Raw genomic sequence first — 14,604 nt, 5'->3', positions numbered from 1 at the left:
CCATGCCCAATGCCCCATACCCTCATTCTTCTACTGTGTCTTTCATCTTAATAGTCAGATTAGGTAGCCCCTCTAGTTTTTCGGTAGGCTCAACTTCTTCTACTAATGGCACAAAAATTCTTAAGCCTGCTGGTACACACTTAATTTCTACAGGTGTTGTGCCGACTATTTCACCATCTAGAACAACTTTTTGTGGTGGCTCAGTGGTAATTTTAAATTGTTTGGCTCGCAGGAAACCAATATCATCTCGGTCAACGGCGTTACCTGTCGAAGCCGTTTGAAATAGATGAAACGTGGCTGCGATCGCTCCTGCCTTGTTAGCTGGAGCTACAATCGTTAAATCTAGTAACCCATCATCATAAATCAGACCTGCTGGGCCTTGGGCCAAAACTGAAGTTGGAGGCGCGGCATTGGCTACCGTTACTGCACAGGCACTAGTTTTAATTATCCTGTCTTCAGTTTCAATTTCAACATCAAAGTTATGTAAGCTTCTTAATTGCTGGATTCCTGCCAAAACGTAGGCCATCATCCCAAAGCGATTTTTGGCGTCTCGGTCTGCCAATTCTACAGTGTCAGCTTCAAAGCCAATACCTGCCAAAAGTACCATTGGGCGATCGTTGCAATAAGCTACGTCTACATGAGTAGTTGCTCCCTGCAAAATTGTCTGACACGCACCTGCGATCGTGTCAGGAATTCCTAAAGCTGTGGCAAAAGCGTTTGCTGTTCCTCTGGAAATGATCCCAAATGGGATATCAGTTCCCACAATAGCTGCCGCCGCTATTGAGAGAGTACCATCCCCTCCGGAAGCAATGATTGCATCTACTCCTCGCTCTACAGCTTGATATGCCAGTTGGTCAGCATCGATTTCTTCAGTTGTAAAATGAATATCTAGATCAATATCTGGCTCTAATATTGCCCGAATTTCTGCTAGCTCTGTATCTGGGTCGCCCTGACCCGCAACAGGATTGAAGATGAGACAGGCGGAACGATTCATAATGTATAATAACTAAGCTTGGATAACTAATGAAGATAACAAATTATTCTTAGCATTCCTGTAAATTTTCAACTTCCCTTTTGGGGCTGAATTTTCTAGATATATTGACTAAGTTGAGCGCGATATGCGATCGCATCATACACCAAGAAAAGGCAAGAACCTTTAAAACCTTCCCAAAGAAGTCTATTTTTAGCCGCCTGTTTAAAAAGACTCACTCAACTGGAAGGTTATTTAGTTAGTCGGTAGAAAAATTTAAAGCCATCATCAGAATTGTATATAGACAGGTTTTAGGAAATTCCTATATTATGGGAAGTGAGCAAATTACTGGTCTTGAATCGTAGTTTCAGCAAAGTGAAATCAGCGATCGCAAGTTTATCCGTTTGGTAGCGAAGTTTGAGTTGTATTGTTGTCTATTTTTTAGCAGTTGCCCTCGTTATCGGGCAATTGAATTGAACTTTAGGCATCTTTTTAGTTGCGCTCCCATCAATGCGTAAATCCAGCTACCATCTCAATTAATCAAACAAGTTGCTTGAGCAACTTGTTAAAGGTATTGTAAAGTTCCACTACAGCCTACTAGTACAATGTCTAAGTTAATCTTGAAGGTTTGTAGTAAGCACTTTAGTGCTTAGAAAATAAGGACTGAAGTCCTTACTACGAACTTAACGCGATGTGCAACTTATTCTTGAAACCCCACTTCCATTCTTCTCCCCCACAGGGAGAGAGGCTTTGATTCTTACTCCCCTTCCCTTGTAGGGAAGGGGTTGGGGGTTAGGTTTGAGAGAAAGTTCCACACGGCGTAACTTAAATTTGACAGACTACTAGTCTGTTTTGTGGCAATTAAACAACTCAAAGGGCTAGAAACTGGGGATAAGGGAGACAAAAGCAACAATAAATTCCCTTCAAGAATGCTGAGTTGGGAATCTTCAGGACTCGGAACTGTTTTGCCTCATACATAATGCCCAATCCCTTCAAATTTATAGTTCTAATATGTCTATTCCTTTGTTAAGCTATTCCCCTTCATCTCGAAATCACCGTGTATCTGGATATGAGATTCTTGGCGACGAGCAACCTAGAATTTATACAGCCGAATATCTGCAATCATCACTAGAAATGGATGCCTTGATTAAGGCAGCCTATCGCCAGATTTTCCACGAACAACAGATGCTAGATAGCAACCGTCAAACCTGTCTAGAATCCCAACTGAGAACTGGTCAAATTACAGTCAGAGATTTCATTCGAGGGTTAGCAATATCTGATGCATTCCGGCGACTCAATTACGAAAGCAACAACAATTACCGCTTTGTGCAGATATGCGTACAGCGCTTATTGGGTCGCGAGGTTTACAATGAACGCGAAAAGCTAGCCTGGTCAATTGTGCTAGCAAGTAAAGGACTGCACAGGTTTATCGACGATTTGGTAGATAGTGAGGAGTATATGAGTAACTTTGGTTACAATACAGTTCCCTATCAACGGCGACGGATTTTACAAGGACACTCTCTAGGGGAATTACCTTTTGCCAGAATGGCTCGTTATGGCGAAGATTATCGCGATAAATTACCGCTTCCCATGACAAGAAAGCAGGTTGAGCCTTTTAATTTACAAACCTTCTTACGCAGTTCTGACAGAGATGTGGTGTTATTGCTATTAGCTTCGACACTGGCACTGATTGTCTTGTTTAGTTTGCTGACTACATTTGGTTATTTGCCAAAATTTGGTGGGTACTAGCTGAAACTTGAGGATGTTGCGATCGCCATTGTGAGCGATCGCAACATCCTCAGTGCATAAAAATTCTATTATTTAAAAAAATTCCTCAAACAAGCTTTTGGTAAAGAATTGTAATTCAAAATCCCAAATCCAAAACCCAAAATTCGCATGAGTCCCTGACTACGGTAGTCTAGATGAGAGTGAATTTATCGCGTGCGATATTATATTGTTTTATGACTTCAGTTGTTTCTAGTCCCCCACGCACTATTCGGATCGGCTCACGTAAAAGCCAACTTGCTCTGGTTCAGACCTACTGGGTACAAGAGCAACTACAGAAAAGCTATCCTAATATCACTTTTGAAGTCCACACCATGTCTACCCAAGGCGATAAAATCTTGGATGTAGCATTAGCTAAGATTGGCGATAAAGGACTTTTTACTAAAGAACTTGAACTCGGAATGCTCAATCAAGAGATTGACTTTGCGGTTCATTCTCTCAAGGATCTGCCGACTCACTTACCAGAAGGGTTAACGTTAGCAGTAATTACTGAACGAGAAAACCCAGCAGATGCATTAGTGGTGCATGAAAAGCACAAAGATAAACAAATCGATACGTTGCCAGAAGGTGCGGTAATTGGTACATCTTCTCTACGGCGTTTAGCACAGTTACGCCATCATTTTCCTCACTTTACCTTTAAGGATGTGCGGGGAAACTTAATTACACGGTTGGCAAAACTGGATGCAGGCGAATACGATGCTTTGATTTTGGCAGCAGCAGGGTTAGAGAGATTGGGAATGGGCGATCGCGTTCATCAAATCTTACCCAAAGAAATCTCCCTCCACGCCGTTGGACAAGGTGCTTTAGGGATAGAATGCCGTGCTGATGATAGTGAAGTGCTATCTCTACTCAAAGCAATTGAACATACCGAAACACGCGATCGCTGTCTCGCCGAACGATCTTTTCTCCGCTCTTTAGAGGGTGGATGTCAAGTACCTATCGGTGTAAATACAGAAATATCTGGTGATAATTTGACCTTAACCGGGATAGTCGCCAGTGTAGATGGTCAAAAGTTCGTCAAAGATACCGTCACCGGACTTGCCAACAACGCCGAAGCGCTAGGCCAAGAACTAGCAGAACTGTTGCGACAACAGGGAGCGCAAGAAATTCTCGAAGAAATTTTTGCGGTGATTCAGCGCGGTTCCTAAGCAATTGGGCAAGCCAATGTGATTAGATAAGAATTGATCGCCGTTGCACTCAAGATGTGCCAGACGCGACAAGTCGCGTTGGTCGGGATTTAGAACGTTAATTTGACAATATAGACTCGGGGAAGCAAAAATTACCATGCGGATTCTATTTGTTGCAGCAGAAGCAGCACCCATTGCCAAAGTAGGAGGAATGGGTGATGTTGTCGGGGCATTACCCAAATTTCTGAGAGAAATGGGGCATGATGTGCGAATCTTCTTGCCTTACTATGGCTTCCTGCCAGACAAAATGGAAATTCCCAAAGAACCCATCTGGCGGGGATCTGCCATGTTCCAGGAATTTGCTGTTTATGAAAGCATTCTGCCTGGTACTGATGTTCCCTTGTACTTATTTGGACATCCTGTATTCCTACCCCGCCGGATTTATTCTGGAGATGATGAAGACTGGCGGTTCACCTTTTTTTCCAATGGTGCAGCCGAATTTGCCTGGAATTACTGGAAACCAGACATTATCCACTGTCATGATTGGCATACGGGGATGATTCCCGTGTGGATGCACCAAGATCCTGATATCACCACAGTGTTCACCATTCATAACCTGGCTTATCAAGGACCGTGGCGTTGGTATTTAGAGAAAATTACTTGGTGTCCCTGGTATATGCAAGGACACAACGTCATGGCGGCGGCTGTACAATTTGCCAACAAGGTAAATACAGTTTCGCCCACCTATGCCGAGCAAATCAAGACTCCTACTTACGGTGAAACATTAGAAGGTTTGCTGTCTTTTATTAGCGGTAAATTATCCGGGATTATCAACGGTATTGATACTGAGGTTTATAATCCAGAAAATGACAAATACATTGCTCAAACCTTTACTGCTGATACTTTAGATCAACGCAAAGCCAACAAAATTGCTTTGCAAGAAGAAGTAGGATTAGAAGTTAACTCCAAAGCCTTTTTAATTGGGATTGTGACACGACTAGTGGAACAAAAAGGCATTGATTTGATATTGCAAATCCTCGATCGCTTCCTATCTTATACAGATGCACAGTTTGTACTGTTAGGGACAGGCGATCGCTACTATGAAACTCAGATGTGGCAATTAGCATCGCGCTTTCCCGGACGCATGGCAACTTACTTGCTGTATAACGATGCCCTGTCTCGCCGGATCTACGCCGGTACTGATGCTTTCTTGATGCCTAGCCGTTTTGAACCATGCGGTATTAGTCAAATGATGGCTTTGCGCTATGGTTCTGTGCCCATTGTCCGCCGTACAGGTGGATTAGTTGACACCGTAACCCATCATGATCCTGAAAATGCTGCTGGTACTGGTTATTGCTTTGATCGCTATGAACCGCTAGACCTTTTCACCTCGATGATCCGGGCTTGGGAAGGCTTCCGTTTCAAACCGCAGTGGGGAGAACTACAAAAACGCGGCATGAGTCAAGATTTTAGTTGGTATCAATCTGCCAAGCAGTATGTGAAGTTATACAGATCAATTTACGGTTTGCCAGAAGAAGAAGAAACACCAAAACCAAAGTTAGTTTTAAACGAAGCAGTCACCACTAGTAAATAAAAGGGCGGTTAGAAACCGTGTCTACACAGGCAAAACCCACCTCCGTGGGTTTACAAACCCTTAATTTTTCCTTAGTCCGCGGAGGCGGACTACCCTGCGGGAAGCCGCAAAGCGTCTATGTTTGTGTAGCCGCGACTTCCAGTCGCCAGCGCTATTGCTTAGTGGTGGCTTTCGCCCTAATTAGCCAGTCGCGATCGCTAGTGCAAATTTCCCGACCAGAGGAGTCTCCTAAGCGGTCTAGCGCTAATAAACAAGCGTATTTCAAATCCCAAATCGGTGTATTCAGGCAAATTTTGATTTCAGGAATCGCTCGTGAATCACCCAATTCACCAAGAGCGATCGCACATGCAGCACGAGATTTCTGAAACTGAGGTTCGCGATTGTGTAGATTTTCTATTAATAAATCGTAGGCGGGAGCATATTTCAGCCAGCCGAAAAGTTTCATGACATGATAATGAGCACCATAATCGTTATATGCTTTATCTCCATAAGTTGCTAAGAGTGCTGCTGGTGCTTCTTGTGAATAGATATCCAGTAAGGTTTTTGTCGCCAAATAGCAACGTCCAAAATCAGTTTCGTAAAGCTCATTAATCACAAAATCTAGAACAGGGGTGGCATCATACTCATGTACTAAATCAAGATCGTTGGGATGGTCATAGAGTACTTGCTCTAAGTAAGGTTGAATTTCTGTAAAGCTAATTTCACCACTGGGAACACCTACATCCAAAAGCATCCGCAATCCTCGCAACCGAAACACCAGAGATACAGGACAACGGGCAATTTCTGGGATGGCTTTGTAGTAGCGAGAATCAATCAAATCTTGAATGCAACCGCGCCGTGCATTCACACTAGAACTTTGTAGTAGCGCTATCACTTCAGTTATTTGGGAATAATCACCCGTGAAGCGACAAAGTGTAGCGATCGCTGCACTACGAGTAGGTTCATCCTCAGATAAAGTAAATTTTCGTACACGTTCTAGAGACGGTTGATAGTCTGCGTTAGCTAGAGTATGAATAATGACTCGATATATTTGACCTGCTTTATCAAGCAGTTGTGCTATTTCTTCGAGAATTTCTGGCTCTTTAGTGCCAATTTCCCCGATTGCCCACACAGTATTTTCAACAGTATAAATATCATCATCTTTAAGACATTGCCGAATTACAGGTAAAGCTGATTGTGCCTGCAATCGCCCCAGACTTTCTACAGCTTTGCGTCGAACAATGCGGTGGTCTAACTCCTCAGGGTTACTGTTTTCAATCGCTCGCACCAAAGCCGCGATCGATTGCTCAGTGGGGAAGTTAATTAAATGGGAAACAGCAATATATTTATCAGAAGCGTCTTCGAGTTGTTCTAATGGTGTATCGATAATTGCGATCGCTTCTTCTTCTGTTAGCCCAAACATTTTAAAAAAACGTTTATCCATTGATCTGTAAATTGCTCTTGGATAATTGCTTGCAGGTCACTTTTACTATCGTACTAGGGACTGGCTACTAGTGATTGGGGACTGGGAAGATGAGGCGAGTACAAAATACAAATGTTTGGCCGAGGTAGAGCCAAACAAACCAAAAGAAAGCATCATTGCCCTCAAAAAAGCTGTACAAAAAAGCTATTCATCTTCATCTCCTGATGGTCGTTCGCTGTCGCTTTGTTGGGTGTTCCACTCTAAAACAATACGCTCTAGCATTTCAGCCTGCGTACAGTTATTTACAGCAGCATACTGCTTAATTAGCTCTCTTACTGTAGGACTAATGTGGCGTATATCTAGTGAGTTATTTCTTGTCGTTTCCACAATCTTCTTCCAGAATGTTTAAGCAGTTTTGCTGTTTTTATTACCATTGCAGCCGCTACGTTGGTTAGGACATACAGCAGAATCCAGAAGTCAGAAGTAAAACAGACTTTATACCTGGCTTTGAGACGAATCTTTGTCTACTTTATTAACTTGACCTCCGCTGTAATTGTAAGGGTTTGCCATAGGAATGCCCAAATCAATGACTTCTTTATATTCTAAATCCTAACTAAGATAGCGACTGCTTATACTTGTGGGGAGATACTTTACCACTGGAGGAAACATGTTGAGCAGTTTTTGCAAAGTGCTAAACTATGCTATAACTACACACTTGCAATCTAAAAAGCTTAAAAGACTTATCAGAAATGTAGTTGGGTTTATCTTTTGAAGATTTGCGTCAAAAAGCTTTACCAGTGGTAACGCGATCTGAGAAGATCATAATATATGCGTTTGTCAGCTATTAGTTCAGTTACCTCTTGCAAATTGCTCCGTTTTATGTAACAGCTAAGTGCCAGTCTTTAGCGAGTAAGCAAATACAAACATTCTTGGAAACACTCACCAGACATCATTCATATAAACACGCATTTAGGAAACAAAACTTATGGATGAAACCTCAGAATTCACAACAACCAATAACGTCACCGCTCAAGATGTTGCAGAAGTGATTGCAGAACTTGAGCAATATCGGGAACGTCTAGTTCAAGAAACTACGGAAACAGCAAAACGGGCTAAGTTGATGAGAGTAAGCGTCATGGCAAAACTGGAGCCTGAGCTTGCCAAAATTGATTCTGCCCTCCAGGAACTCCGTAATCAACAAGCTGCCCTGAGTGTCAGCAACTAGTGGACTTCCAAAAAAATAAATTATTCCAAATTATTTCTAGATTTGTAGGGGCGCAAGGTCTTGCGCCCCTACGTACCCTGCGGGACGTTTACGCGAACCCGGAGCGTCCCGCAGGGGTGGGATATTTATTTTTAACTGGAAGTCCCTAGTACAGGTCGGCGGAAATAAACCACCCATTCCAAATCAATGAAATGCTTACGCTGTATTCATTTTTAATTTTTAATTCCGCCTTGCGGTACTAGTCATTCATCTTGATAATTCAACTAGAAGTTATATGCTCAACTCCGAAACTCAATCTGGGGAAGATTCGTTAAATCTATCTCATGCAGAAACCGATGCTTTATTTAAAGCGGTGAGTGAGCAATTAGCCTTAAACACCTTCAACTCAGATGACCAAGAGCTACTAAAGCGGATGGTTGAGAGTATGGCGGACTCACGGGGCATGGTTAGGTTGAGTTTTGCAGAGGCTTTGGGTAAAATCGGCAAACCAGCAACCCCTTTATTGATGGAAGCTGTGGCAAATCATCTCAACCCAGTTGTGCGGAGAGCCAGCGCTAAAACTTTGACACTCATTGCTGACCCGATCGCAGTTCCAACTTTGGTCAATGCCCTGTTAAATGATGAAGATATGGTGGTCAAAACCTCGTCGGTGGGGGGGCTTGCCAAAATAGGTGAAGCAGCTGTGCCAGCGTTGCTGAAAATCTTAGCGTCAACAGAGTATCCAGAAAGTGCCAAAGGTCATGCAGTATGGGCGTTGGGATTTATTGGGGCAGAAGCGAAGGAGCATTTATATCGAGAGATTAACTCCGACTCCGCTGAAGTTCGGGCTGCGGTGGTGGGTGCGATCGCTAAAATTGCTCAAGAAGGCACTCAAGAAGGAGCATATAATATTTTAATTAATGCCCTCAACGATCCATCTGAAATTGTCCGGTGTGAAGCCGCAGCAGCTTTGGGTAGCCTCACCTATCGTTCGGCAATTCCTAGCCTTGTGGAATTACTACATCATCCCGATTGTGAAACTCGAAAAGCAGCGGCTTTGGCATTGATGAAGATTGGCGACGGTGCTGCTTTAGAACCCCTGCAAGCCGCATTAACTGAGGAAGAAGAAGCAGGGGTTCAGGCAGTGATTAAGTTGGCGATTTCTCAAATTGAGAGGCAGTTAGAGGAGGAAGCTTGGGAATAAGGCGATGGACATTTCCAATTTGAGCGCATAATTAGCGATCGCTACTCTCCGTTATATTTCATCACTTGATCTAATCGGGGCAAAGCGCTCACCGCTGACTCTCGAACATACGGATCAACAGATTCATCATTTGTCAATGCCGTCAGCACTTCCACCCCGCGCATATCACCCATCGAACCGAGTGCATTGACGATCGCCACAGCCACCGCAACATTATCTATTTTTTTCAAAGCTTCAGTCAAAATCTCAAAGGCAGGAGAACCAATCTCACCCAGTGCCATTACGGATGCAATATAAACAACGGGATTTGGGTCATTGAGCGCTGTTTGCAATCCTTGTAAGCCCTCATTGGGGAAGGGAACATCAGGATGATTAGCAGCAACCTGTGCTAGAGCTTTAGCACAACTACCCCGAATGGTGGCATTATCACTATTTACTAATGACTCTACCAATAGCGGTACAGCATCTGTACCAATAGCACCCAGTGCTTTTACCGCAGCTCGACGATAGGTGACATCTTCTTCATCTAAAATACCCATCAGCCGAGGAATGGTATTCTCATCACGGACATCAGCCAGTTCCCACATGGCTCGTTCCCGCAAATTGGGGTTGGGGTGTTTTAACTGTGCAAATAGAGAATCTATTGTCATAAAAGAAAATTTCCCTGTTTAAATCCCCCAAGTTCAATCATTAATTACGAATTACGTTAGCGACGCAGGAGCGTCATTACGAATTATTAACAACAGAGGGACTCTTGGTCAATCACTCAACCTGATACAGGCAAAGCAACAGACTGAGAGTCCCTGAGTTTTAGAGTATGACGATCGCTCGTTTACGTCTAGTCAATCCCTATTACTATGAAAGGGAGTTGATTACGTAGTCGAGGAGATTGCGGAACTCAACCAACGCTTGAGGAGACAAGTCGCGAGGAGAGCAAGCGCGATCGCGAGTATGAGTCAACGCGGTAACGTAGGGAGCGGTGGGCAGATTCAAAGAGCGATAAACTTCGCGAGCACCTGCAATACCCCACTCATCTAGAGGCCCAGTACCGCCCACAACTAAGCTGTAGTTGATCAAGCGTAAGTAGTGCTTGATGTCGCGCAGGCACTTGTCTTTCTTAACTTGAGTGTCGCCAGCTTCACCTTCTTGGCTTAGGTAAGGATATTTCTTGAACGCAGCATCATAACCTTCCTTAGCTACGGCATCGATGCCAGAAGCTAGCTTTTCAGCAGCTTCTAGACGAGCATTAGCACGCTGAATGCTACCTTGAACTGATTCTAGATCGGAGGTGGTTGGAAAACGACCTGCTGCATCAGCAGATCCAATAACTGTAGTGATAACTGATTTCATTGCTTTTTATACTCCAGATTAGATTTGATCGAGTTTTAATTTCAGTTTGCTTGGCTAATAGCCTTTAGCTATGAGTGATTAGCTCAAAGCAGAAATAACGCGATCGAAGTAACTAGCAGCTTCAGCAGCTAGAGCAGAGCAGTCGCCTTGAACAACTTCTTGTTTACGGAATTTTTTACCAGCGTTAGCTTCAGTATTGGTGTTGGTGATGTGAGCGACACTAATAGCCTTCAATATCTGGAAAGCCCGTACAGAAGACCCAGTGGGTACGCCCAAAGCTGTGTAGGTTTCTTTCAAACCGTTCAAAGCACGATCATCCAATACGGAAGAATCACCAGCCAACAGCGCGTATGTTACATAGCGCAGAACGATTTCAGCATCACGTAAACAAGCAGCCATCCGGCGAGTGGGGTACAAGTTACCACCAGATTGAATCAAACCTGTGTTTTCACAAGCAATCCCAGCAATAGCATCAGAAACCGCGCAGCTAGCGTTGCTGGCGATCGCATTCACTGCATCAAGGCGCTTGTTGCCTTCAGCGATGAAAGACTTCAAGGCTGCCAAGTCAGTACCACCGATAGGAGCGGTTTTGGCATCAGCCGCAATTACAGCTCTGGAAAAAGCATCAAGAACCATGAGTTCTCCTTAATATTCACAAATGGCGGATATTATTTTTGGCGTGTTCTCGATCAGGTTAACTGCGAGTAGCCAAACAAAAACATAGGGGATCAATAGTACCCTAGTCTTTACTATGAGAGACAAAGTAATAATCTGTAATATTTACCTATAATTTGGCTTTCCCGATCAAAAAATCAAAATTTAGCCGAAATTGGGCAAAAAATTAAGACTTACGCATTTTTATGGAACTCTCCATTGCGTAAGTCTTAAGGAAAAAATTTTGTTTTCTACTCTATCAAGCTTCTTTTAACAGATGTTTGACCAAATTATCTTTCACCATCATCTGCCGTAAAACTTCTAGTAAAAATTCTTGAGCCTCTTGTTGACTCAAATTTTTTACCTGGTCTTTCAAATTTTGTAAGCGAAATTGTTGTTCTAAAGTTAATTCGACTGGAAAGTCCATCATTCACTCCTGTGATTGACTGAATCGAAGGTTATTCGTTGTTAGTGGAAGACGATCGCTTTTTATTAATTTTAGCACTCAGATATTAAAATGTCCACATTGTCAAGCCAGAATAAATCACACTCATAAAACTTTACAATTAGATAACAACACCTCACTCTTCCCCTTTTCTAGGGTGTTTATTGAAGCTGACCACTAATCGCTGTAATGTTTAGAATATTTATATACCAACTACTCTAAAAACAAAGAACTCGTAAAACATCATCCGCAGGAGTAATAAGTAGGAGTCAGAAGATTGATAGACGCAATGGAATTTTTTCAGCTAAGTGCTGGTAAGTGGCGATCGCAACGTGCAACTCATCATCTGGCGTTCAAGCGCTCAGAGACAGGAGAATCGGATATACAGGTAGAAACTCTGGATGCCGATCATCCAGAAATCATTGAACTGTGCCAGTATCATGAGATTGACCCCAGCCTTTCAGTCGGTGGTTCGCGCGTGCGTTGGTTAGGGACAATGGCTTGGGATCGAGAGGACGAGGAGAATCATCAGGGGAAAACCATATTTGCGATCGTGCCTGATGGCGATAATCCAAGGCAAGGCAAATTACTCCGCGAAAGAGGCTACGCCGAAATTGTGCCTGTAGTCGGTCTTTTTCACATGGATGATGAAGATGGACTGGTGTTGACAACCGAATACGAAACAATGAGTTCCATTGAGCGATTCTGGTTCGCCAGCCCAAATATGCGACTACGAACTAGTACAGTCAAACGGTTTGGCGGCTTTAGCACCGCATCGTTTTGTACTGAAAGCCGTATTGAAACTTCTGTTGAGGTTGCCAGCCCAGAAGAAGTAACAGAAAAACTTGGGCCGGATATTTTGGAAAAAAGACAGTTTTATTCAGTTTTGGGGTGGTGAATTATCTCAAGCAGAGCGATGCTTTTACTCGTGGGCAAGATTATCTGCGTCTGGTACAGGGACTTGCCCTAGAACCGGGTATGGTGGATGTGTTTGATAACCTGCGCGATCGCATCCCCATTTGCACTTGGATCGGCGAGAATATTAACGCCGTAAACGCTCAGATCAACTCCTATCTACAGGTTTGTCATGAGTGCTTTCATCCCCAACAGCGTCGCCAAATCCAAATTTTTGCAGTCCCCATAGCTCAATCCTTCGGCATAGATGGGCTGTGCAACATTCTTACAAACCCAATCACTATTTTGGTAGATGTTGGTCGAGTTGCACCTAGAGATTGGTTTGGTGTAGTCGTCCATGAATACGCCCATGCCCATCTAGGAGAGTTTGGTCATAATGAGCAGTTTGCTAGCATCCTATCTCATCTATGCTTAGGACTGGGATTGGAACCACCCTACTGGGAGGCAGGAATGGAAGCAACTTTGCGTAGCTGGCCCTACTGTAAATCAACCATAGATCCTCTGGAATTTTGGATAGGTCGCTGACGCCGAGGGAGGCAAGCGAGCAGGGGAGCAGGGGAAGTTGCAGTAAATTTTCCCTCTGTACCTTTGCACCTCTGCCTTTTATGCCCAATGCCCAATGCCCCATTAATTTCTTTTGCTAAATGTTAAAAATTATTGCTTCAGTTCAAAAAGGTGAAACTGAATCTCCTAATCTAAAATATGTGAATAAAATTTTTTAATCATTTACGTAGTCTATTAAGCTGAAAGCCCAAATCCTTATTTATTGATTAGCTATGGGTTGAATACAGTAGCCTAATCATTTATCCTACGAATACTTAAATTCCCCTTAGTTAAGTTTCGTGAAATTTTATCAGAATCTGAAGTTCTGATACAACTACTCCCTTAATATGTGATTAAAAGTTGTTAACTTTAATTAAGAACATGGAGGCTTTAGAGTGCCACTTCCTCTGTTAGAATATGAACCTTCAAGTCAAAACCAGCGTGTAGCTGGATACGAAGTACCGGGTGATGAACAGCCCAGGATTTTTAATACCGACAATATACTTTCTCCGTCAGATTTAGGCGATCTGATCGAAGCAGCATATCGTCAAATTTTCTTTTACGCTTTTGCTGCCGATCGCGAAACATATTTAGAGTCTCAACTCCGTAATGGACAAATTACAGTACGGGACTTTATTCGTGGATTGGTGCTTTCCAATACCTTTAAGAAAAGCTTCTACGACCTCAACAATAATTATCGCTTTGTTGAGCAAGTAATTCAGCGGGTTCTAGGACGCGATCCATACAACGAGCGGGAAAAAATCGCCTGGTCAATTGTAGTCGCTACCAAGGGTATTGTAGGCTTTATTGATGAAGTGCTCAACACTGAAGAGTACCTGAGCAATTTTGGATACTCCACAGTGCCTTATCAGCGCCGTCGGATACTACCATCCCAATCTGCGGGTGAGTTGCCATTCAACATCAAATCTCCGCGATACGAAGATTATCACCGTGCTAAACTGGGTTTCCCCCAAATCATTTGGCAGGTCGAAGTACGCAGATTCCTCCCACAAGAGCAAAAAGCAAAGGCTGGAGATCCATCTCTATTCCTGAGTATGGCACAAAATATCAATGCAACTGGCAATGCTCCACAACGGATCTCGCCATACAACATCGATATCGAAAAGTCTGTACCTTATCGGCAACTGGCAGGAATTAAATAACGATTTTTGGTCGGTGGCTGGCTAGTACATCCATTTGATCGTTTTATAGCGTGCATAAGTCTTGGGTTATGTAGGAGTTTTATTTAGATAGAACTAAGTGAAACAGACTCTATCCCATGTCTAATGCACGCTAGTTGTTAATTGGTATTGGGCATTGGGCATTGGGCATTGGGCATTGGGCATTGGGTATGGTTTTTTTCAATGCTCGTCGATGTGTTTAAAATTGGGGTAGTTTCAGACGTGGATGA

15 protein-coding genes and 1 pseudogene are annotated in these 14,604 nt (G+C 43.2%); 9 read left to right on the top strand and 7 right to left on the bottom strand.

Annotated features, from left to right (window positions below):
• Nucleotides 1–22: 22 nt before the first annotated feature.
• Complete coding sequence (locus HWQ42_RS07850; RefSeq protein WP_292810761.1) at nt 23–994, bottom strand: YegS/Rv2252/BmrU family lipid kinase; 972 nt, start codon at nt 992–994, stop codon at nt 23–25.
• 353 nt (nt 995–1,347) lie between these two features.
• Between HWQ42_RS07850 and HWQ42_RS07845 the strand changes: the two are divergent.
• From HWQ42_RS07845 to glgA, 4 genes and pseudogenes are all read left to right on the top strand, one after another.
• Nucleotides 1,348–1,488: pseudogene (locus HWQ42_RS07845) on the top strand (phycobilisome rod-core linker polypeptide); the annotation flags it as partial.
• Between the two features lie 493 nt (nt 1,489–1,981).
• Complete coding sequence (locus tag HWQ42_RS07840; RefSeq protein ID WP_292810759.1) at nt 1,982–2,719, top strand: phycobilisome rod-core linker polypeptide; 738 nt, start codon at nt 1,982–1,984, stop codon at nt 2,717–2,719.
• Between the two features lie 212 nt (nt 2,720–2,931).
• The gene (hemC, locus tag HWQ42_RS07835) at nt 2,932–3,903 is read left to right on the top strand and encodes a hydroxymethylbilane synthase (protein WP_292810756.1); all 972 of its coding nucleotides are present in this window, start codon (nt 2,932–2,934) and stop codon (nt 3,901–3,903) included.
• A gap of 136 nt (nt 3,904–4,039) precedes the next feature.
• Nucleotides 4,040–5,476 carry a glycogen synthase GlgA gene (gene glgA, locus HWQ42_RS07830; RefSeq protein ID WP_292810754.1) on the top strand — a complete coding sequence of 479 codons (1,437 nt, stop codon included), beginning with the start codon at nt 4,040–4,042 and terminating at the stop codon, nt 5,474–5,476.
• Nucleotides 5,477–5,627: 151 nt separating this feature from the next.
• Here the strand turns inward: glgA and HWQ42_RS07825 are convergent, their stop codons facing one another.
• Together HWQ42_RS07825 and HWQ42_RS07820 are read right to left on the bottom strand one after the other, a co-directional pair.
• Nucleotides 5,628–6,899 (bottom strand): HEAT repeat domain-containing protein, encoded by a 1,272-nt coding sequence (locus HWQ42_RS07825; RefSeq protein WP_292810752.1) that lies wholly within the window; start codon nt 6,897–6,899, stop codon nt 5,628–5,630.
• A 183-nt stretch (nt 6,900–7,082) separates the two neighbouring features.
• A complete protein-coding gene (locus tag HWQ42_RS07820; protein ID WP_292810750.1) occupies nt 7,083–7,265 on the bottom strand; it encodes a hypothetical protein in 183 nt (60 codons plus the stop codon).
• Nucleotides 7,266–7,863: 598 nt separating this feature from the next.
• On the opposite strand from HWQ42_RS07820, the gene HWQ42_RS07815 reads away from it, so the two are divergent.
• Both HWQ42_RS07815 and HWQ42_RS07810 read left to right on the top strand, forming a co-directional pair.
• Entirely contained in the window at nt 7,864–8,103 is a 240-nt protein-coding gene (locus tag HWQ42_RS07815) for a hypothetical protein (protein ID WP_292810748.1), read from the top strand.
• Nucleotides 8,104–8,377: 274 nt separating this feature from the next.
• Entirely contained in the window at nt 8,378–9,286 is a 909-nt protein-coding gene (locus tag HWQ42_RS07810; protein ID WP_292810746.1) for a HEAT repeat domain-containing protein, read from the top strand.
• 41 nt (nt 9,287–9,327) lie between these two features.
• Here HWQ42_RS07810 and HWQ42_RS07805 read toward each other — a convergent pair whose 3' ends face one another.
• The 4 genes from HWQ42_RS07805 to HWQ42_RS07790 form a co-directional block, all read right to left on the bottom strand.
• The gene (locus HWQ42_RS07805) at nt 9,328–9,936 is read right to left on the bottom strand and encodes a HEAT repeat domain-containing protein (RefSeq protein ID WP_292810744.1); all 609 of its coding nucleotides are present in this window, start codon (nt 9,934–9,936) and stop codon (nt 9,328–9,330) included.
• Nucleotides 9,937–10,141: 205 nt separating this feature from the next.
• Nucleotides 10,142–10,636: a bleomycin hydrolase gene (locus HWQ42_RS07800; RefSeq protein WP_292740275.1), complete on the bottom strand. Its 495-nt coding sequence runs from the start codon at nt 10,634–10,636 to the stop codon at nt 10,142–10,144.
• Nucleotides 10,637–10,714: 78 nt separating this feature from the next.
• A complete protein-coding gene (locus HWQ42_RS07795; RefSeq protein ID WP_292740273.1) occupies nt 10,715–11,272 on the bottom strand; it encodes a bleomycin hydrolase in 558 nt (185 codons plus the stop codon).
• 277 nt (nt 11,273–11,549) lie between these two features.
• On the bottom strand, nt 11,550–11,717 hold the full coding sequence (locus tag HWQ42_RS07790) for an NblA/ycf18 family protein (RefSeq protein ID WP_292810800.1): 168 nt from the start codon (nt 11,715–11,717) through the stop codon (nt 11,550–11,552).
• Between the two features lie 298 nt (nt 11,718–12,015).
• Between HWQ42_RS07790 and HWQ42_RS07785 the strand changes: the two genes are divergently transcribed.
• The 3 genes from HWQ42_RS07785 to HWQ42_RS07775 all read left to right on the top strand — a co-directional run bounded on the left by HWQ42_RS07785 (nt 12,016) and on the right by HWQ42_RS07775 (nt 14,356).
• Nucleotides 12,016–12,633: a phycobiliprotein lyase gene (locus HWQ42_RS07785; RefSeq protein WP_292740326.1), complete on the top strand. Its 618-nt coding sequence runs from the start codon at nt 12,016–12,018 to the stop codon at nt 12,631–12,633.
• Entirely contained in the window at nt 12,627–13,175 is a 549-nt protein-coding gene (locus HWQ42_RS07780; protein WP_292740271.1) for a hypothetical protein, read from the top strand. The genes HWQ42_RS07785 and HWQ42_RS07780 overlap by 7 nt, the downstream gene beginning before the upstream one ends.
• A gap of 413 nt (nt 13,176–13,588) precedes the next feature.
• A complete protein-coding gene (locus HWQ42_RS07775) occupies nt 13,589–14,356 on the top strand; it encodes a phycobilisome rod-core linker polypeptide (RefSeq protein WP_292740269.1) in 768 nt (255 codons plus the stop codon).
• The last annotated feature ends 248 nt before the right edge of the window (nt 14,357–14,604 follow it).

Origin of the sequence: Nostoc sp. JL23 (assembly GCF_017115065.1) — a bacterium.
In the GTDB taxonomy this organism is placed as follows: Bacteria; Cyanobacteriota; Cyanobacteriia; order Cyanobacteriales; family Nostocaceae; genus Nostoc; species Nostoc punctiforme_A.
This window is presented reverse-complemented; position numbering and strand designations above follow the sequence as displayed.